The sequence below is a fragment of the Streptomyces sp. ISL-100 genome (genome assembly GCF_018614615.1).
GTDB lineage: Bacteria > Actinomycetota > Actinomycetes > Streptomycetales > Streptomycetaceae > Streptomyces.
In genome coordinates, this window is the sequence record NZ_JAGGOK010000056.1 from 66,621 (window position 1) to 85,446 (window position 18,826).

The 18,826-nt window shown below is 69.0% G+C and carries 19 protein-coding genes; 15 read left to right on the forward strand and 4 right to left on the reverse strand.

The annotated features are described in order from the left end of the window. Nucleotides 1-54: 54 nt before the first annotated feature. Together J7E89_RS24395 and J7E89_RS24400 are read right to left on the reverse strand one after the other, a co-directional pair. Nucleotides 55-726, reverse strand: a complete 672-nt coding sequence (locus J7E89_RS24395; RefSeq protein ID WP_214976530.1) for a response regulator transcription factor — start codon at nt 724-726, stop codon at nt 55-57. A gap of 13 nt (nt 727-739) precedes the next feature. Continuing rightward, nucleotides 740-1,669 (reverse strand): RecB family exonuclease, encoded by a 930-nt coding sequence (locus tag J7E89_RS24400; protein ID WP_251061012.1) that lies wholly within the window; start codon nt 1,667-1,669, stop codon nt 740-742. 126 nt (nt 1,670-1,795) lie between these two features. Between J7E89_RS24400 and J7E89_RS24405 the strand changes: the two genes are divergently transcribed. From J7E89_RS24405 to J7E89_RS24415, 3 genes are all read left to right on the forward strand, one after another. Beyond that, the gene (locus tag J7E89_RS24405) at nt 1,796-3,019 is read left to right on the forward strand and encodes a site-2 protease family protein (protein ID WP_214976532.1); all 1,224 of its coding nucleotides are present in this window, start codon (nt 1,796-1,798) and stop codon (nt 3,017-3,019) included. 81 nt (nt 3,020-3,100) lie between these two features. Next, nucleotides 3,101-4,009 carry a tRNA (adenine-N1)-methyltransferase gene (locus J7E89_RS24410; RefSeq protein WP_214976533.1) on the forward strand — a complete coding sequence of 303 codons (909 nt, stop codon included), beginning with the start codon at nt 3,101-3,103 and terminating at the stop codon, nt 4,007-4,009. 190 nt (nt 4,010-4,199) lie between these two features. Beyond that, entirely contained in the window at nt 4,200-4,766 is a 567-nt protein-coding gene (locus J7E89_RS24415; protein WP_214976534.1) for a hypothetical protein, read from the forward strand. Nucleotides 4,767-4,770: 4 nt separating this feature from the next. On the opposite strand, the gene J7E89_RS24420 is transcribed toward J7E89_RS24415, so the two are convergent. After that, nucleotides 4,771-5,091 (reverse strand): ferredoxin, encoded by a 321-nt coding sequence (locus J7E89_RS24420; RefSeq protein WP_214976535.1) that lies wholly within the window; start codon nt 5,089-5,091, stop codon nt 4,771-4,773. Nucleotides 5,092-5,332: 241 nt separating this feature from the next. Here J7E89_RS24420 and arc point away from each other — a divergent pair, with 241 nt between their 5' ends. From arc to prcA, 6 genes are all read left to right on the forward strand, one after another. After that, nucleotides 5,333-7,099: a proteasome ATPase gene (arc, locus tag J7E89_RS24425; protein ID WP_214976536.1), complete on the forward strand. Its 1,767-nt coding sequence runs from the start codon at nt 5,333-5,335 to the stop codon at nt 7,097-7,099. Between the two features lie 245 nt (nt 7,100-7,344). Then, a complete protein-coding gene (gene dop, locus J7E89_RS24430; RefSeq protein WP_374196874.1) occupies nt 7,345-8,856 on the forward strand; it encodes a depupylase/deamidase Dop in 1,512 nt (503 codons plus the stop codon). Nucleotides 8,857-8,981: 125 nt separating this feature from the next. Continuing rightward, entirely contained in the window at nt 8,982-9,200 is a 219-nt protein-coding gene (locus J7E89_RS24435) for a ubiquitin-like protein Pup (protein WP_214976537.1), read from the forward strand. A 3-nt stretch (nt 9,201-9,203) separates the two neighbouring features. After that, nucleotides 9,204-9,797 carry an endonuclease VII domain-containing protein gene (locus J7E89_RS24440; RefSeq protein ID WP_214976538.1) on the forward strand — a complete coding sequence of 198 codons (594 nt, stop codon included), beginning with the start codon at nt 9,204-9,206 and terminating at the stop codon, nt 9,795-9,797. Then, nucleotides 9,749-10,594 (forward strand): proteasome subunit beta, encoded by an 846-nt coding sequence (gene prcB / locus J7E89_RS24445; RefSeq protein WP_214976539.1) that lies wholly within the window; start codon nt 9,749-9,751, stop codon nt 10,592-10,594. Before J7E89_RS24440 ends, prcB begins: the two co-directional genes overlap by 49 nt. 53 nt (nt 10,595-10,647) lie before the next feature. Then, nucleotides 10,648-11,397 carry a proteasome subunit alpha gene (prcA, locus tag J7E89_RS24450; RefSeq protein WP_214976540.1) on the forward strand — a complete coding sequence of 250 codons (750 nt, stop codon included), beginning with the start codon at nt 10,648-10,650 and terminating at the stop codon, nt 11,395-11,397. Between the two features lie 69 nt (nt 11,398-11,466). On the opposite strand, the gene J7E89_RS24455 is transcribed toward prcA, so the two are convergent. Beyond that, complete coding sequence (locus J7E89_RS24455) at nt 11,467-12,510, reverse strand: LacI family DNA-binding transcriptional regulator (RefSeq protein ID WP_308315586.1); 1,044 nt, start codon at nt 12,508-12,510, stop codon at nt 11,467-11,469. Between the two features lie 122 nt (nt 12,511-12,632). On the opposite strand from J7E89_RS24455, the gene J7E89_RS24460 reads away from it, so the two are divergent. The 6 genes from J7E89_RS24460 (at nt 12,633) to J7E89_RS24485 (ending at nt 18,818) form a co-directional block, all read left to right on the forward strand. Beyond that, nucleotides 12,633-13,904, forward strand: coding sequence for an MFS transporter (locus tag J7E89_RS24460; protein ID WP_214976542.1), 1,272 nt, complete (start codon nt 12,633-12,635; stop codon nt 13,902-13,904). A 9-nt stretch (nt 13,905-13,913) separates the two neighbouring features. Beyond that, the gene (pafA, locus tag J7E89_RS24465; RefSeq protein ID WP_214976543.1) at nt 13,914-15,275 is read left to right on the forward strand and encodes a Pup--protein ligase; all 1,362 of its coding nucleotides are present in this window, start codon (nt 13,914-13,916) and stop codon (nt 15,273-15,275) included. A 118-nt stretch (nt 15,276-15,393) separates the two neighbouring features. Further along, nucleotides 15,394-16,344 (forward strand): FKBP-type peptidyl-prolyl cis-trans isomerase, encoded by a 951-nt coding sequence (locus J7E89_RS24470; RefSeq protein ID WP_214976544.1) that lies wholly within the window; start codon nt 15,394-15,396, stop codon nt 16,342-16,344. Nucleotides 16,345-16,387: 43 nt separating this feature from the next. Beyond that, nucleotides 16,388-16,762, forward strand: coding sequence for an FKBP-type peptidyl-prolyl cis-trans isomerase (locus J7E89_RS24475; RefSeq protein WP_214976545.1), 375 nt, complete (start codon nt 16,388-16,390; stop codon nt 16,760-16,762). Nucleotides 16,763-16,883: 121 nt separating this feature from the next. Further along, the gene (locus J7E89_RS24480) at nt 16,884-17,840 is read left to right on the forward strand and encodes a YafY family protein (RefSeq protein WP_214976546.1); all 957 of its coding nucleotides are present in this window, start codon (nt 16,884-16,886) and stop codon (nt 17,838-17,840) included. 15 nt (nt 17,841-17,855) lie between these two features. Further along, entirely contained in the window at nt 17,856-18,818 is a 963-nt protein-coding gene (locus J7E89_RS24485; protein ID WP_214976547.1) for a YafY family protein, read from the forward strand. Nucleotides 18,819-18,826 lie beyond the last annotated feature (8 nt).

An 18,826-nucleotide genomic window follows, 5' to 3' on the forward strand; every position in this document is an offset into this window, starting at 1 on the left:
GGGACCCGGCCCCGCATGGGGCCGGGTCCCGGCGTCCTGGCGTCCCGGCGTCCGCTACTGGGCGCCGGGCCTGACCAGGCCGCTCTCGTACGCGTACACCGCGGCCTGCACACGGTCGCGCAGGCCGAGCTTCGTCAGTACGTGCCCCACATGCGTCTTCACCGTCGTCTCGCTCACGAAGAGGTCGGCGGCGATCTCCGCGTTGGACAGCCCGCGGGCCACCAGCTTGAGCACCTCGACCTCACGGTCGGTCAGCGTGTGCAGCGTGTCCGGAACCTGCTCCTCGCCGGACGGCAGGTGATCCGCGTACTTGTCGAGCAGCCGGCGTGTGATGCTCGGCGCCAGCATCGCCTCGCCGGCGGCCACCACCCGGATCGCCTGCACGAGCTCGTTGGCCGGCGCGTCCTTCAGCAGGAAGCCGCTGGCCCCGGCGCGCAGCGCCTCCACGACGTACTCGTCGAGGTCGAAGGTGGTCAGCACGAGCACCTTCGCCGGACCGTCCTTGCCGGGACCACTGATCTGACGGGTCGCCTCCACGCCGTCCATCCGCGGCATCCGGATGTCCATCAGGACTACATCGGGCTGCAGCGCCCGGACCTGGTCGAGCGCCTGGAGACCGTCTCCGGCCTCACCGACGACCGCGAGATCCTGCTCGGCCTCCAGAATCATCCGGAAGCCGGTGCGCAGCAGGGGCTGGTCGTCGACCAGTAGGACGCGGATAGCCACGGAGTCTCCTTCTCTAGACCGGGTCCATTCTGCCCTGGCCGCCCTCGGCCGGATCAGCCGGATCAGCCGGATCAGCCGGATCAGCGGGATCGGCCTGGCGCACCGTGATGGCGACGGACAGCGGGTACACCGGGGGAGTGCCGCCGAATTCCGGGCAGACCGCCCGGTGGTCGCACCATCCGCAGAGCTTGGTCGGGCGCGGCCGCCAGTTCCCCGTCTCGGTGGCTTCCTTGATGGCGTCCCACAACGCGAGCAGCTTGCGCTCCACCCGCTCCAGATCCGCCTCGACCGGGTCGTACGTCACCACATCACCGCTGCCGAGATACACCAGCTGCAGCCGGCGCGGTACGACGCCCTTCCACCGCCAGATCACCAGCGCGTAGAACTTCATCTGGAACAGCGCGCCCTCGGCGTACTCCGGCCGGGGCGCCTTGCCCGTCTTGTAGTCGACGATCCGCACGTCACCCGACGGCGCCACATCCACCCGGTCGATGATGCCGCGCAGCCGCAGCCCCGACTCCAGCTCCGTCTCGACGAAGAGCTCCCGCTCGGCGGGTTCGAGGCGGGTCGGGTCCTCCAGCGTGAACCACCGCTCGACCAGCTCTTCGGCCTCCACCAGCCAGCGCGCCAGCCGCTCTCCCTCCGGATCCTCGGCGAAGAGCTCCGTGAGCTGCGGCTTGGACTCCAGGAGCCGGTTCCACTGACCGGGCACCAGCGCCCTGGCCCGCCCTGCCGTACGCTCCGTCGCCGGATCGTCGAAGAGCCGCTCCAGCACGGCATGCACCAGCGTGCCCCGCGTCGCCGCCTCGCTCGGCTTCTCGGGCAGCTTGTCGATCACCCGGAACCGGTAGAGCAGCGGACACTGCATGAAGTCGCTCGCCCGTGAGGGGGAGAGCGACATGGGGCGCTGGGCAGCGTCGGCCCGACCGGAACTCGTAGTCATGTCCAAGACCCTACGGCCCGCCACTGACACTCGTCCGCATACCATCGACGGCAGAACCTCTCGCGCTGCACGGTCGGCTGATCACCGGGTGCGGCGGCGAGTGACGCCTGCGAACGAAGGGCCCCTGTGAACGAGAGCGGCGAGCGCGACAAGCGCGGCGAGAGCGACGGGAGCGGCGACAAGCCGCAGCGCCCGCGCGAGCCGGGCGGCGGCCTCCTCATGGGCCGCCCGTTCGGCGTGCCGGTCTACGTCGCCCCCAGCTGGTTCCTCGTCGCGGCGCTCATCACCTGGGTCTTCGGCGGCCAGCTCGACCGTGTGCTCCCGGAGTTGGGCAACCTCCGCTACCTCGTCTCCCTCTTCTTCGCCGTCGCGTTCTACGCCTCCGTACTGGTCCACGAACTGGCGCACACCGTGGCGGCGCTGCGCTTCAAGCTGCCGGTGCGCCGCATCCAGCTCCAGTTCTTCGGCGGGGTGTCGGAGATCGAGAAGGAGTCGGAGACACCGGGGCGCGAGTTCATCCTCGCCTTCGTCGGCCCGCTGCTCTCGCTCGTACTGGCCGGTGTCTTCTACGCCGGCATGCGCGTCGTGGAGCCCGGCACCGTGCCCGGCGTCCTGCTGGCCGGCCTGATGATCTCCAACCTCATCGTGGCCGCCTTCAACCTGCTGCCCGGCCTCCCGCTGGACGGCGGCCGGATGCTCCGCGCCATCGTCTGGAAGCTCACCGGCAAGCCGATGAGCGGCACCATCGCCGCCGCCTGGGTCGGCAGGGCGCTCGCCGTCGCCGTCCTCATCGGCCTCCCCCTGCTCACCCACACCGGCGCCCTCGGCAACGCCACCGAGGACATCGGCGGCATGGAGACCGTCACCGACGCCCTGCTCGCCGCCATCCTCGCCGCGATCATCTGGACCGGCGCCGGCAACAGCCTGCGCATGGCGCGGCTGCGCGAACACCTCCCCGACCTGCGCGCCCGTACGCTCACCAGGCGCGCCGTCCCCGTCGAGTCCGCCACCCCGCTCTCCGAGGCCCTGCGCCGCGCCAACGCGGCAGGAGCGCGCGCCCTGGTCGTCGTCGACGGGCAGGGGGAGCCCACCGGCGTCGTCCGCGAGGCGGCCATCGTCGGCGTACCGGAACACCGCAGGCCCTGGGTGGCGGTGAGCGGTCTCGCGCAGGACCTCACCGAGGACATGAAGATCGCGGCCGAGCTGGCGGGCGAGGCCCTGCTGGAGCGCCTGCGGGCCGCCCCGGCCACGGAGTACCTGGTGGTCGAGGAGACGGGCGAGATCTACGGCGTGCTGTCCACCGCCGATGTGGAGCGCGCCTTCGTGTCGGCCATGGCCCGCCCGCAGTAAGCAGTCCCGGCACACAGCCCCGGCCCCTCCGACGGCGTACCGCGGCGAATCCGGCCACCAAAAGACCGGTAGGCTGTTCACATGTCCGAACCGACCGGTGCCGCCCGACGTCGCGGCCCCTTCCAGGTCGGGGATCAGGTCCAGCTCACCGACCCCAAGGGACGCCACTACACGTTCACGCTCGAGGCCGGGAAGAATTTCCACACCCACAAGGGTTCCTTCCCCCACGACGAGCTGATCGGTGCTCCCGAGGGCAGTGTTGTCCGTACCACGGGAAACGTCGCCTACCTCGCGCTGCGCCCCCTGCTCCCCGACTATGTCCTGTCCATGCCCCGCGGTGCCGCCGTGGTCTACCCCAAGGACGCGGGGCAGATCCTGGCCTTCGCCGACATCTTCGCCGGCGCCCGCGTCGTCGAGGCGGGGGTCGGCTCCGGCTCGCTGAGCAGCTTCCTGCTGCGCGCCATCGGTGACCAGGGCATGCTGCACTCCTACGAGCGCCGCGAGGACTTCGCCGAGATCGCCACGCAGAACGTGGAGCGCTACTTCGGCGGTCCGCACCCCGCCTGGCAGCTCACCGTCGGCGACCTCCAGGACAACCTGTCCGACACCGACGTCGACCGCGTGATCCTGGACATGCTCGCCCCGTGGGAGTGCCTGGACGTCGTCCGCAAGGCGCTCGTCCCCGGCGGCATCCTCTGCTGCTACGTGGCCACCACCACGCAGCTCGCGCGCACCGTCGAGTCCATCCGCGAGATCGGCTGCTTCGCGGAGCCGACTGCCTGGGAGTCGATGATCCGCAACTGGCACGTCGAGGGTCTGGCCGTGCGCCCCGACCATCGGATGATCGGCCACACCGGCTTCCTGCTGACCGCCCGCCGCCTCGCGGACGGCGTGGAGGCCCCGCTGCGCCGGCGCCGTCCCGCCAAGGGCGCGTACGGCGAGGACTACACGGGTCCCGGAAGCGAGAGCGGGTCGGCCTCCCGAGGCTGACCCGACAACGAGCAAGCGCCGCCGCTGAGTTCCCCGACCGACCGGGGAACTCAGCGGCGGCGCTTTTCCGTTACCGGATGTCTGTTACGGGATTTCTGTTACGGGTACGGACCCCGCCGTTCCGCCGCGCTGTGACGTGTGGCACGATGCTCGCCACCCCACCGGTACAGCCCCCCAGGAGACACACCGCGTGCAGACCTCCGCCACCCTGGACCTCGCGCACACCCGGCCCCGCCCGGTGCACTGGCTCGCCACCGCCGCCGCCATGGCCGCGGTCGTCGCCGCCGCCGGACTGCTCCAGCCCGAAGCCGCCACCGCCTCCCAGACGGCCCCGGGCGCCGGACCGGTCAAGGCCGCCGCCGCAGCCGCCCCCGATGCGTCGAGCGCGGTATACCCACTGGACTGCCACGGCGAGAAGCCGGCCGTGGTCAAGCAGGGCTCCGGCGACCTCGACGGCGACGGCCGGCCCGAGGCCGTGGCTGTCGTGCGCTGCGCATCGGGAATCGGGACCCCGCCGAGCGGCGTCTTCGTACTCACCGGGCCCGCGTCACGCGTCGTGGCGACCCTGGTGGACCCCGCGGACGGCCTGGGCATCAGCGATTTCGCCGTGAGCGCGGGCGTGGTCTCCGCGACCCTGCTCGGCTACTCGTCGCCGGACGTGCCGCGCTGCTGCCCGGACCGGCAGGAGAAGGTCAAGTGGCAGTGGAAGGGCGGCAAGTTCGCCAGAACCGTCCTGCCGGACGCGCGCAGTATGTGATCCGTCACTCCGCGTCGGGGCCGTAGACCTCGACCCTGTCCGAAACGCGGCGTACGTGGATGCAGTCGCCCGGGCACTCCTTCGCCGAGTCGACGACGTCCCTCAGAAGCGTCAGGGGCACGGGCGTTGTGGCGCCGGGGCTCTGCAGCAGTTCGTCGCCGGAGCTCTTCACGTACGCCAGGCCGTCGATGTCGAGCTCGAAGACCTCGGGGGCGTACTGGACGCAGATGCCGTCGCCTGTGCAGAGATCCTGGTCGATCCACACCTCGAGCGGGTCACCGGTCTGTGCGCCGTCGTCGGTGGGAGCCTTCTGCTGCACGGTCATATCTCCTGCCGTTTCCTGCGCGGTTGTAGCAATTGAAGCCAGCCCTGACGGGTGTTGACCACTTCGACGATACAACCGGCCGCTTTGCCATGTTGATGGGTGGGTATTCCCCTGGTGTGAGCGAGTACGCAAGGGTGAAGATCGGACACACCCCGCAGTCTTTGTGATCTAGGGGTTTCAACCAGCACCCGCCCAGGTAGGGTCAGGAAGCGTCCAGCTCCCCTTGGAGGAGGTGAGGACCGTGGCAGCCCACGACGACGACATCAACCGCGGCATCCGGCCCGGGCGAGGGTCTGAGGACCCCGCCGGCCAGGTTGCCTATCTCGAGCAGGAAATCGCCGTCCTGCGCCGCAAGCTCGCCGACTCTCCGCGTCATACGAGGATTCTCGAAGAGCGGATCGTCGAGCTGCAGACCAACTTGGCCGGCGTGTCCGCACAGAACGAGCGGCTCGCCAATACGCTCCGTGAGGCCCGCGACCAGATCGTGGCCCTCAAGGAAGAAGTCGACCGGCTCGCGCAGCCGCCGGCCGGCTTCGGTGTCTTCCTCATGGCGAACGAGGACGGCACGGCCGACATCTTCACCGGTGGCCGCAAGCTACGGGTGAACGTCAGCCCCAGCGTGGAGCTCGAAGAGCTCCGGCGTGGCCAGGAAGTCATGCTCAACGAGGCCCTCAATGTGGTCGAGGCCATGGAGTACGAGCGCGCCGGGGAAATCGTCACCCTCAAGGAAATCCTCGAGGACGGCGAGCGCGCCCTGGTGGTCGGGCACACCGACGAGGAACGGGTGGTGCGGCTCGCCGAGCCGCTACTGGACGTGATCATCCGCTCCGGCGACGCCCTGCTGCTGGAACCCAGGTCCGGTTACGTCTACGAAGTCATCCCGAAGAGCGAGGTCGAGGAGCTCGTCCTCGAAGAGGTCCCGGACGTCGACTACTCCAAGATCGGCGGCCTGGGCAACCAGATCGAGCTGATCCGCGACGCGGTCGAGCTTCCGTACCTCTACCCCGACCTCTTCAAGGAGCACGAACTGCGGCCCCCGAAGGGCATCCTGCTCTACGGTCCGCCCGGCTGCGGCAAGACGCTGATCGCGAAAGCCGTCGCCAACTCCCTTGCCAAGAAGGTCGCCGAGGCGACCGGCAAGCCCGCGGGGAAGAGCTACTTCCTCAACATCAAGGGCCCCGAGCTCCTCAACAAGTACGTCGGTGAGACCGAGCGGCACATCCGCCTCGTCTTCCAGCGTGCCCGGGAGAAGGCGAGCGAGGGCACCCCTGTCATCGTCTTCTTCGACGAGATGGAGTCGCTCTTCCGCACCCGTGGCTCCGGTGTCAGCTCGGACGTGGAGAACACCATCGTTCCGCAGCTGCTCGCCGAGATCGACGGCGTGGAGGGCCTGGAGAACGTCATCGTCATCGGCGCCTCCAACCGTGAGGACATGATCGACCCGGCGATCCTGCGGCCGGGCCGGCTCGACGTCAAGATCAAGATCGAGCGTCCGGACGCCGAGGCGGCGAAGGACATCTTCGCGAAGTACCTCAGGTCCACCCTGCCGCTGCACTCGGACGACCTGGCCGAGCACACCGGCTCCAGGGAAGCCGCGGTTCACGGCATGATCCAGTCGGTCGTCGAGCAGATGTACGCGGAATCCGAGGAAAATCGCTTCCTCGAGGTCACGTACGCGAACGGCGACAAGGAAGTCCTGTACTTCAAGGACTTCAATTCCGGCGCGATGATCCAGAACATCGTCGACCGGGCCAAGAAGATGGCCATCAAGGCCTTCCTCGACCAGAACCAGAAGGGCCTTCGGGTCTCCCACCTCCTCCAGGCTTGCGTGGACGAGTTCAAGGAGAACGAGGACCTGCCGAACACTACGAACCCGGACGACTGGGCCCGTATCTCCGGAAAGAAGGGCGAGCGGATTGTATTCATCCGCACGCTCGTCACTGGAAAGCAGGGCGCGGACACCGGACGCTCCATCGACACGGTGGCAAATACCGGTCAGTACCTGTAGATCGCAGACCGGCTGCGGGTACCCGCTCGGGTATCCGCAGCCGGTTGTTTTCTCGCCACTACGGGCCGCCACACCGACCACACCAGAGCAATGACGCAATTGATCTCCCCACCAGCGCAAAGGCGTTCTAGGCTGGCTCTTCGGTACCGCCGAGTCGCGCAGTGCGGGCACCGCACACGCACCGGAGAACCAGCGGTACTTGAGTGCCGCCCCCGTCCGGGGGCGACGCGGGCAAGGAGGGCCGCATGACCGTACGGCGAGTAATGGGCATCGAGACGGAGTACGGGATCTCCGTCCCCGGCCACCCGAACGCCAATGCCATGCTCACCTCGTCCCAGATCGTCAACGCCTACGCGGCGGCGATGCACCGGGCGCGACGCGCCCGCTGGGACTTCGAGGAGGAGAACCCGCTGCGGGACGCGCGAGGCTTCGACCTCGCCCGGGAGGCCGCCGACAACAGCCAGCTCACCGACGAGGACATCGGCCTCGCCAATGTCATCCTCACCAATGGCGCGCGGCTGTACGTCGACCACGCGCACCCCGAGTACAGCTCCCCGGAGGTGACCAACCCGCTGGACGCGGTGCTCTGGGACAAGGCCGGCGAGCGGATCATGGCGGAGGCCGCGGAGCGCGCCGCCCAGCTGCCTGGCGCCCAGCCGATCCACCTCTACAAAAACAACACCGACAACAAGGGCGCGTCCTACGGCACGCACGAGAACTACCTGATGAAGCGGGAGACCCCCTTCTCGGACATCGTGCGCCACCTGACGCCGTTCTTCGTGTCCCGGCAGGTCGTCACGGGCGCCGGCCGGGTGGGCATCGGCCAGGACGGCCACGAGCACGGCTTCCAGATCAGCCAGCGGGCCGACTATTTCGAGGTCGAGGTAGGCCTGGAAACGACCCTCAAGCGCCCCATCATCAACACCCGCGACGAGCCGCACTCCGACGCCGAGAAGTACCGCAGGCTGCACGTCATCATCGGCGACGCGAACCTCTCCGAAATCTCGACGTACCTGAAACTGGGTACGACGTCCCTGGTGCTCTCGATGATCGAGGACGGCTTCATCAATGTCGACCTCGCGATCGACCAGCCGGTGCGCACCCTGCACCAGGTCTCGCACGACCCGACGCTGCAGCGGCTGATCACGCTGCGCAGCGGCCGGACACTCACCGCTGTCCAGCTTCAGATGGAGTACTTCGAGCTGGCGCGCAAGTACGTCGAGGAGCGGTTCGGCGTCGACGCGGACGACCAGACCAAGGATGTCCTGGGGCGCTGGGAGGACGTGCTGAACCGGCTGGAGAACGACCCGATGAGCCTGTCGGGCGAGCTGGACTGGATCGCCAAGCGGGAGCTCCTGGAGGGCTACCGCAGGCGCGACAGCCTCGACTGGGACGCCCCCAGGCTCCACCTGGTGGACCTGCAGTACGCCGACGTACGCCCCGAGAAGGGCCTGTACAACCGTCTGGCGGCCCGCGGGAAGATGAAGCGGCTCCTGGACGAGGGCGGGGTGCAGCGGGCCGAGACGAAGCCTCCTGAGGACACCAGGGCGTACTTCCGCGGCCGCTGCCTGGAGCAGTACGCGGACGACGTCGCGGCGGCCTCCTGGGACTCGGTGATCTTCGATCTGCCGGGCCGGGATTCGCTCCAGCGCGTCCCCACCCTGGAACCGTTGCGCGGTACACGTAATCACGTCAAGGAACTCCTCGACCGGTGCAGGACGGCGGAAGACCTGGTCCGGGTGCTCTCCGGCGGCTGAAAGGGGCGGCGGGTGGGAATCATCGAGGTGGTCCCCACGCGTTGTGAAAGTACGGCGCGGATGTCAGACCCCGCTTGTAGGGTCTGATCAAGGACATCGAACCGAGCGAGCGGGGTGAGGTAGAGATGGCGACCAAGGACAGCGACGGCGGACAGCAGAAGGCGACACGTTCCACCGAGGAGGTCGAGGAGACCGCGCAGGACGCGCAGGCTTCCGAGGACCTCAAGGAGCGGCAGGAAAAGCTCTCGGACGACGTGGATTCCGTACTCGACGAAATCGACGACGTCTTGGAAGAAAATGCCGAGGACTTTGTTCGGAGTTTTGTGCAAAAGGGTGGTCAGTGACAAATGCCCGAATTGCTCGCCGAGAAGGGCTGCTCGACTTGTCGGCGAGTGCTGCCGGTCAGTGCATTCGCGGCTAACGGATCGAGGCCCGACGGTCTACAGGCCGTCTGCCGTGAATGCGCTGCCGAGTATTACAGGCGTCGACAAGCAACCCTTGGTAAGGCTGTCCGTGTGAAGGTGGATGTCCCCGACGGCCACAAGCACTGCCGGCAGTGCGGTCAGGTGAAGCCGCACAGCGAGTGGCATCGGAACTCGACCGCTTCTGATGGGCTGTCGACACGCTGCAAAGCATGCAGGGCTATTCAGGGGCGAGCGGGCCATCTGAAGCGTCAGTACGGCTTGACGGAAGCTGAACGCGACGAAATGATCTCCGCGCAAATGGGGATCTGCTCGATCTGTCTGGCTGCTCCCGCAGTACATGTGGATCACTGCCATGAGACGGGTAGGGTCCGTGGCGTACTGTGCTTCAACTGCAATTCGGCCATCGGCAAGTTGGGGGACGATCCCGACACCTTGCGTCGGGCCGTCGCATACCTGGAGGGAAACGCGTGGAAGCCAACACTCGTAGCACCGGGCGTCTACCAGCTGCCTTCCTGACGCCGGGCTCGTCGTCGTTCATGGACTTTCTGGGCGATCATGCGCCCGACATGCTGCCGGGACGGCGCGTCCTGCCGCCCATGAAGGGCGTCATAGAGGCTCCGCACGGCACGACGATCGTCGCCGCCGCGTTTCCCGGCGGCGTGGTGCTCGCCGGTGACCGGCGGGCCACCATGGGCAACATGATCGCCCAGCGCGACATCGAGAAGGTCTTCCCCGCCGACGAGTACTCGGCGGTGGGCATCGCCGGCACCGCCGGTCTGGCGGTCGAGATGGTCAGGCTCTTCCAGCTGGAGCTCGAACACTTCGAGAAGGTGGAAGGCGCCCAGCTCTCCCTGGAGGGCAAGGCGAACCGGCTCTCCACCATGATCCGCAGCAACCTCGGCATGGCCATGCAGGGCCTGGCCGTCGTCCCGCTCTTCGCGGGCTGGGACGTCGACCGGGAGAAGGGCCGCATCTTCTCGTACGACGTGACGGGCGGCCGCTCCGAGGAGCACGGATTCGCGGCGACGGGATCCGGGTCCATCTTCGCCCGCGGGTCGATGAAGAAGCTCTACCGCGACGATCTGACGGAGCAGCAGGCGACCACGCTGGTGGTCCAGGCGCTGTACGACGCAGCCGACGACGACTCGGCGACCGGCGGCCCGGACGTGGCCCGCCGTATCTATCCGATCGTCACCGTGATCACCGAAGAGGGCTTCCGGCGGCTCACCGAGGCGGAGTCCTCCGAGCTGGCCCGCTCGATCCTCGAGCGGCGGCTGGAGCAGCCCGACGGTCCCCGGGCCGCGCTTCTCTGACGGCTCCTGTCCTTGGAATCAACGTGATAACGACAGAAAGGGACGGATAGCCGGTGTCGACGCCGTTCTATGTCTCACCCCAGCAGGCCATGGCCGACCGGGCGGAATACGCCCGGAAGGGCATCGCCCGCGGTCGCAGCCTTGTCGTGCTGCAGTACGCCGACGGCATCGTATTCGTCGGCGAGAACCCGTCCCGCGCACTGCACAAGTTCAGCGAGATCTACGACCGGATCGGCTTCGCCGCCGCCGGCAAGTACAACGAGTACGAGAACCTGCGGATCGGCGGCGTCCGGTACGCCGATCTGCGCGGATACACCTACGACCGTGAAGATGTGACGGCCCGTGGCCTCGCCAACGTCTACGCGCAGACGCTGGGCACGATCTTCTCCAGCAACGCGGAGAAGCCCTACGAGGTGGAGCTGGTCGTCGCCGAGGTCGGGGCCCGCCCCGAGGGTGATCAGATTTACCGGTTGCCTCATGACGGTTCGATCGTGGACGAGCACGGCTCGGTCGCGGTCGGCGGCAACGCCGAGCAGATCAGCAGCTTCCTTGACCAGCGCCACCGCGACGGGATGACGCTCGCGGAGGCGCTCAAGCTCGCCGTGCAGGCGCTCTCGCGGGACACCAACGGCAGCGAGCGGGAGATCCCCGCCGAGCGGCTCGAGGTGGCGGTCCTGGACCGTACGCGCCCGCAGGAGCGCAAGTTCAAGCGCATCGTCGGCCGTCAGCTGTCGCGTCTGCTGGAGGCGGACGGTGACGCGGCCGCGCCCACCAACACTCCTTCGGACACCGAGGAGTCGTAGCTCCGGCCCTGTGTCGGCCTGTGCCCCGGACCGCTCAGCGGCCCGGGGCACCGTCGCGTCGGGAACCGGTCAGACGCGGGCGGTGGAGCCGCGCACCATCAGTTCCACCGGGAGGTCGCCGCCCTCGGGCCGCCGGCCGTCGAGGACGGCCAGCAGCGCCGCCATGCCGCGCTCTCCGACCTGCTCGGCGGGCAGCCGCACGGTGGTGAGTTCGGGCTCCACGGCAGTCGCCAGGGCCAGGTCGTCGAAGCCGGTGACCGAGACGTCCTCGGGCACCCGCAGCCCGAGGCGCCGCACCGCCTTGCAGGCGCCCGCCGCCAGGATGTCGTCGTCACAGACGAGCGCGGTGGGCCGTGGGCCGGGCCCGGTCAGCGCCAGCTCCGCGGCCTGCCTGGCGCCGTGTACGTCCAGGGGCGCCGGCACGGTGCGTACGACGGCGTCGGGGGCCCGGCGTAGCGAGTCGTGGAGCGCCGCGGCGCGTACGTCGAAGGTCCAGGAGTCCACGGCCGACGCGAGATGAACGAACCGGCGGTGGCCGAGGGCGAGCAGATGCTCCGTCACCAGGCGCATTCCGTCGGCGATGTCGAGGTTCACGTGCGCGGCGGCGCCCGAGTCGTCCGGGTCGCTGTCGAGCATCACGAGCGGAAGCCCCGCGCCGCGGATCGCGCCCAGCGCCTCGGCGGCCATCGAGGACGCGATGACGCCGTCGAGGGCGGCCTGCGCCGACGCGAACGGGTCCCTGGCGGGCTGGGTGCCCTCGGGGGAGGGGTAGAGGACGACGCCGAAATCGTGCTCGGCGGCGGTGCGGGCGGCGCCCGCGTAGACCCGGGCGAAGAATTCGTTGGTCAGCGCGGGCACGACGAGCAGCGCGGTCCTGGTCCGGCCGAGCCGGAGGTTCCGGGCGGCGAGATTGGGGCGGTACCCGAGCTCCCGCGCGGCCCCCCGCACGAGATCCGCGGTGCGCTCCGACACACGCCCGCGCCATTTGTCGCCCAGCACCAGCGACACGGTCGCCTGCGAGACGCCGGCGGCGCGGGCCACGTCCCTGCTGGTCGGCGGCGCGGCGGGCGCGCCGGCAGCGGCGGTGTCGTGGGTGTCGTCCCGGCTGGTCACTCGTGCCTCCGCAGCAACGGTTTTCTCGCCGCGAGGTGGACCCGCGGACTGGCTCATGGTACGTATGACACAGCACGTTATACGTAAAACCTCGGTTCGCGCCGGGGCAGAGAGGGGCAGACATGGCCGCCGGATACGCGGATCTCCTCAGGACGCGGTACGCCGCGCGCCTGCTGGCGGGCACTCTGGTGGGCCGGCTGCCCAACGCCACCGCCCCGATCGCGATCGTGCTCTTCACGCGAGCCGAGGGCGGCAGCTACTCGCTGGCCGGCGGACTCGCCGCGGTGTACGGGCTCGGGAACGCGGTGGGGCAGCCGCTGCTCGGCCGCGCCGTGGACCTGTACGGGCAGCCGCGCGTGCAGCTCCCCGCCGCCGTCCTGTCGGCGCTCGGCATGGTCCTGCTCACCTTCGCCGGAATCGATCCGCTGCCCCTCGCGTACGCCGCCGTGGCCCTCGCCGGCCTCTTCACCCCGCCCCTCGAAGGGGGTCTGCGGGCGCTGTGGCCCAACGTGCTCGGGCGCGAGGACCGGGTGCACCGGGCGTACGCCATGGACGCGGTGGCCCAGGAAATCATGTTCACTGTCGGCCCCTTGCTCGTCACGCTGCTCGTGGCGCTCCGGTCGCCGGCCGCCGCACTGCTCGTCATCAACGCGATAGGCGTGCTGGGCGCGCTCTCCGTCGTACTCTCCGAGCCTTCGCGCACCTGGCGTTCGGCGCCCCGCGAGGCGCACTGGCTGGGCGCCCTGCGCTCGCCGGGCCTGCTGGCCCTCCTCGGCTCGTTCTTCTTCGTCGGCCTCGCGCTCGGCTCGATCACCGTCGCGGGTGTCGCGTACGCCGACGACCACGGCCGCGAAGCGGTCTACGGCTGGCTGATGGCGGCGCTCGGCCTCGGCGCGCTCGCCGGTGGCATGGTGTACGGCGCCCGGCAGTGGGCCGGCGCCCCCGAACGGCGGCTGCGGTTCATCGTCGCCCTGCTCGCGGCCGGTTATCTGCCGCTGATGCTCACCCCCGGCATCCCCACGATGGTCGTGCTCGCCGCGGTCTCGGGAGTCTTCCTCGCGCCCGCGCTCGCCTGCGCCTTCATCGTCGTCGACCGGCACGCCCCGCGCGGCACCGTCACGGAGGCCTTCTCCTGGCTGGTGACCACCTTCGGCGTAGGCGCGGCGGTGGGAACCGGCGCCGCGGGACCGGCCGTCGAACACGGCGGCACCGCCGCGAGCTTCGCCGTCGCGGCGGCCGGCGGAGTGGCCGCACTGCTGGTCCTGCTGGCCACCCGGCGGGTTCTCGCGATTCCCCTCACGGCTCCCCTTCCCCACGACTCTGTCGTAATGCCTTGCGAAAATGATCGAATCGGTGCGGCCGAACCCGGTTTCAGGACAGGCCATCAGGCGTAATGTTCAGTCATGGACCGCCGCATTTTCGGGCTGGAGAACGAGTACGGCGTCACGTGCACGTTCAGGGGACAGCGCCGACTGTCACCTGACGAAGTGGCGCGCTACCTCTTCCGCCGTGTTGTGTCATGGGGCCGCAGCAGCAATGTCTTCCTGCGGAACGGCGCCCGCCTCTACCTCGACGTGGGATCGCATCCGGAATACGCAACTCCCGAATGCGACAACGTGACCGAGCTCGTCACCCACGACAAGGCGGGCGAGCGCATTCTCGAAGGCCTGCTCGTCGACGCCGAACGCCGCCTGCACGAGGAGGGAATCGCGGGCGACGTCTATCTCTTCAAGAACAACACCGACTCTGCGGGAAACTCCTACGGCTGCCACGAGAATTACCTCGTGGCCCGCCATGGAGAGTTCTCCAGGCTCGCGGACATCCTCATCCCGTTCCTCGTCACCCGCCAGCTCATCTGCGGCGCCGGCAAGGTGCTGCAGACCCCGCGTGGCGCGGTCTTCTGCGTCAGCCAGCGTGCCGAGCACATCTGGGAGGGCGTCAGCTCCGCGACGACCCGCTCCCGGCCGATCATCAACACCCGCGACGAGCCGCACGCGGACGCCGAGCGCTACCGCAGGCTCCACGTCATCGTCGGCGACTCCAACATGTCCGAGACGACCATGCTGCTCAAGGTCGGCGCCACCGACCTCGTCCTGCGCATGATCGAGGCGGGCACGGTGATGCGTGACCTCACCCTGGAGAACCCGATCCGGGCGATCCGTGAGGTCAGCCACGACATCACCGGGCAGCGCAAGGTGCGCCTGGCCAGCGGACGCGAGGCATCCGCCATAGAGGTGCAGCGCGAGTACTACGACAAGGCCGTGGACTTCGTCGACCGCCGCGGCATCCGTACGGGCACGGTCGAGCAGGTCCTCGAACTGTGGGGCCGCGCGCTCGACGCGATCGAGGCCGAGGACCTCGACCGGATCGGCACCGAAATCGACTGGGTCATGAAGTACAAGCTCATCGAGCGCTACCGCGCCAAGCACAACATGACCATGTCGCACCCCCGGGTCGCTCAGATAGACCTCGCCTACCACGACATCCACCGTCGGCGCGGGCTCTATTACCTGCTGGAGAAGAAGGGACAAGCCGCGCGTATCTGCAACGACTTGAAGATCTTCGAAGGCAAGTCGGTGCCGCCGCAGACCACCCGGGCGCGGCTGCGCGGAGACTTCATCCGCAGGGCCCAGGAACAGCGGCGGGACTTCACCGTCGACTGGGTACACCTCAAGCTCAACGACCAGGCACAGCGCACCGTGTTGTGCAAGGACCCCTTCCGGTCGGTCGACGACCGGGTGGAAAAGCTCATCGCCGGTATGTGATCCGGCCATTGCCGGATTTACCGGAACGCGACCCGGGCCCCGCACGTTCCTCGTGCGGGGCCCGGCCACGCCTTAGAGTGTCGGGCGACTACTGTGCCGTCTGAGATCTGAGGAACACGTGCGCCGACTTGCCGGCCTACTTGTCGTCCCCCTGCTGCTGCTCTCGACAGCGGCGTGCGGCAGCGACGACAAGGGCTCCGATTCCACCTCGTCAAAGAACGGACTGCCGGCGATCACCGCGGGCGAGAAGTTCGGCGAGAAGCCGACCCTCGCCAAGGGGGAGGGCGACCCGCCCAAGGAACTGAAGACCGAGGTCCTCAGCAAGGGCAAGGACGATGCTGCGACCCTCAAAAAGGGTGACGCCATCGAGGTGAACTACCTCGGCCAGCAGTGGGACTCCACGAAGCCCTTCGACAACAGCTTCGACCGCAAGCAGCCCTTCCCGCTGACCCTCGGCGCCGGCCAGGTCATCCCCGGCTGGGACAAGGGCCTGGAGGGCCAGAAGGTCGGCAGCCGCGTCCAGCTCGTCATCCCGCCGGAGCTCGGCTACGGCGCGCAGGGCCAGCCCCCCACGATCAAGCCCAACGCCACCCTGGTCTTCGTCGTGGACATCCTGACGGCCAAGACCATCCCCACGTCCGCCAAGGGCAAGGAAGTCGCGCAGGACAACATCGACCTGCCCAAGGTCGGCACCAACACCGACGGCAAGGCGCCGAAGGTCACCGTGCCGAAGAAGTCCGACCCGCCGAAGAAGCTCGTCTCCAGCTACGTGCTGGAGGGCGACGGCGCGACGGTGAAGGATTCCGACACGGTTTCCGTCGCCTACCAGGGGCTGGTGTGGAAGGACGGCAAGCTCTTCGACAGCACCTACGCCCAGGGCAAGACCCAGCAGTTCGCGCTGCCGCAGGTCACCCTGAAGGGTCTCAAGAACGGTCTGATCGGCAAGAAGGCCGGCAGCCGCGTGCTCCTCGTCATCCCGCCGGACCAGGCCTTCGGCGACAAGAAGCAGCAGTCCATCCCCGCGAACTCGACGCTGGTGTTCCAGGTGGACATTCTCGCGGTGATGTAAGACTGTCCAGGTTGCCCATTTCGTAGTACAGAGGAGCATTTCAGTGAGCATCGAGAAGCCCGAGATCGACTTCCCGGGCGGCGAGGCGCCGACGGATCTGCAGATCCGTGACATCTGGGAGGGCGACGGCGCGGTGGCCAAGGCCGGCGACAAGGTCAGCGTCCACTACGTCGGCGTGGCCTTCTCCAGCGGTGAGGAGTTCGACGCCAGCTGGAACCGCGGCACGCCGCTGCAGTTCCAGCTCGGTGCGGGCCAGGTCATCGCCGGCTGGGACCAGGGCGTGCAGGGCATGAAGGTCGGCGGCCGCCGTGAGCTGATCATTCCTCCGCAGCTCGCGTACGGCGACCGCGGCGCCGGCGGCGGCGCCATCAAGCCCGGCGAGACGCTGATCTTCGTCTGCGACCTCGTCGGGGTCTGACCCGGCAGCTGAAAAGCCATACAAGAGGGGCCCCATGCCATCCGGCGTGGGGCCCTCGGCTTTTGCCGCGACACCCCGGGGCGGTACGGTCGACGGTCGTAGAGCAAGAGAGAGGGTGCCGATGGCGATTGCCAAGGCCGAACGGTTGATGAATCTGGCGTTGTGCCTGCTCGGGACCCGGCGCCCGCTCAGCAAGCGCGAGCTCCGGGGGTCCATTGAGGCCTACCTGGAGGCCGGCACCGACGATTCCTTCAACCGGATGTTCGAGCGCGACAAAGACGATCTGCGCGAACTCGGTCTGGTCATCGAAACCGTCGAAAACCTCGACGGTGACGCCGGCTACCTGGCCCGCCGCGACAGCAACCGCCTCCCCGCCATCACCCTCGACGCCGAGGAGGCCGCCGCCCTCGGCCTCGCCGCGAAGGTCTGGCAGCAGGCCCGCCTCGCCGGCGCCGCCAGCGGCGCGCTCCAGAAGCTGCGGGCAGCGGGCATGCCGGAGGCGGAGGACCCCTTCGAAGGCCACCAGAGCGCCCTCGAACCCCGCATCCCGGTCCACGAGACGGCCTTCGAGCCGCTGATGCTCGCCTGCCGCGACCGGCGCCCCGTCGTCTTCGACTACCGCAAGGCCAACGCCGCCCGCCCCGAGACCCGGCACGTCGAGCCGTGGACGCTGGAGTGCTGGCGCGGCCACTGGTACCTCGCGGGCTGGGACCGCCAGCGCGGCGCCGAACGGGTCTTCCGGCTCTCCCGGATCACCGGCAAGGTCCGCTCCCGCGCCGGGTCCTTCACCGCCGAGGTGCCGGACGTCGTGACCGTACGCGAGACCGTCGAGAGCTGGGCGGGTGAGACCGCCACCCGCACCGCGCTGATCAAGCTCCGCCAGGGCTCCGGCTACCCGCTGCGGGCCAGGGCCACCGCCGTACGGGACCTGGGTGACGGCTGGGACGAGCTGGCGATCCCGTACGGGCACGGGCTCGATGCCTGGCTCGTCGAGCTCGGCCCCGAGGTCGTCGTACTGGAGCCCGCTGATCTGCGGGCGGACGTCGTGGACCGGCTGCGCGCCGTGGCCAAGGACTGAGGGGACCACGATTTCATGGCCACGAACGCGATCGACCAGACCCGGCGGATGCTCTCCCTGGTGACGTACCTGCGCGAGCGCCCCGGCGCGCACGTCAGTGATGTCGCCCGCGCCTTCGGGATCACCGAGGACGAGCTGATCTCCGACCTCGACGTCCTGCCCATGTGCGGAACCAGCTTCCGCGGCGGCGACCTGCTCGACATCGACACCGACGGCGACCGGATCTGGTGGCACAACCCGGATGATGTCGCGGAGCCGCTGCGGCTCGCCGCTGACGAGGCCACCGCGCTGCTCGTCGCCGCCCGCGCCGTCTCCACTCTCCCCGGCCTGCGCGAGGGCGACCGGCAGGCGCTGTTGCGCGCCACGGCGAAGCTGGAGGCCGCGGCGGGCGAGGCGGCGGGCGCCAGCTCCCGGCTCTCGGTGACCTTCGAATCCGAGGGCGGCGTCTTCGCCGACGTCGACCGGGCGATCGCGGAACGGCGCCGGCTGTGGCTGCGCTACTACTCCCCGGCGCGCGACGAGCTCACCGAGCGCGAAGTCGACCCGATCCGGCTCTTCGCCGTCGGCCACACGTACATGGAGGCCTGGTGCAGGCTCTCCGAGGCGCGGCGTACGTTCCGGCTCGACCGGGTCGCCGAGATCAGGCTGCTCGACGAGCCGTCCTCGCCGCCGGAGATCGAGCTCCGTGACCTGTCGGAGGGGCTGGTCCAGCCCTCGGCCGACGATCCGGAGGTCGTGGTGGAGGTCGGGCCCGGCGGGCGCTGGGTCGCCGAGTACTACCCGCACGACAGCGCGGAGGAACTGCCCGACGGCGGTCTGCGGATCACCCTGCGTACACCGGAACCGGCCTCGCTGCGGCGGCTCGCGCTGCGGCTCGGCAGGGACGGGCACATCGTCTCGCCGCCGGAGCTGGCGGTCAGCGCGCGCGAAGCGGCCCGCGAGGCGCTCGCGGCGTACGAAAGCCCCGGCCGGGCGTAACAAGGAGA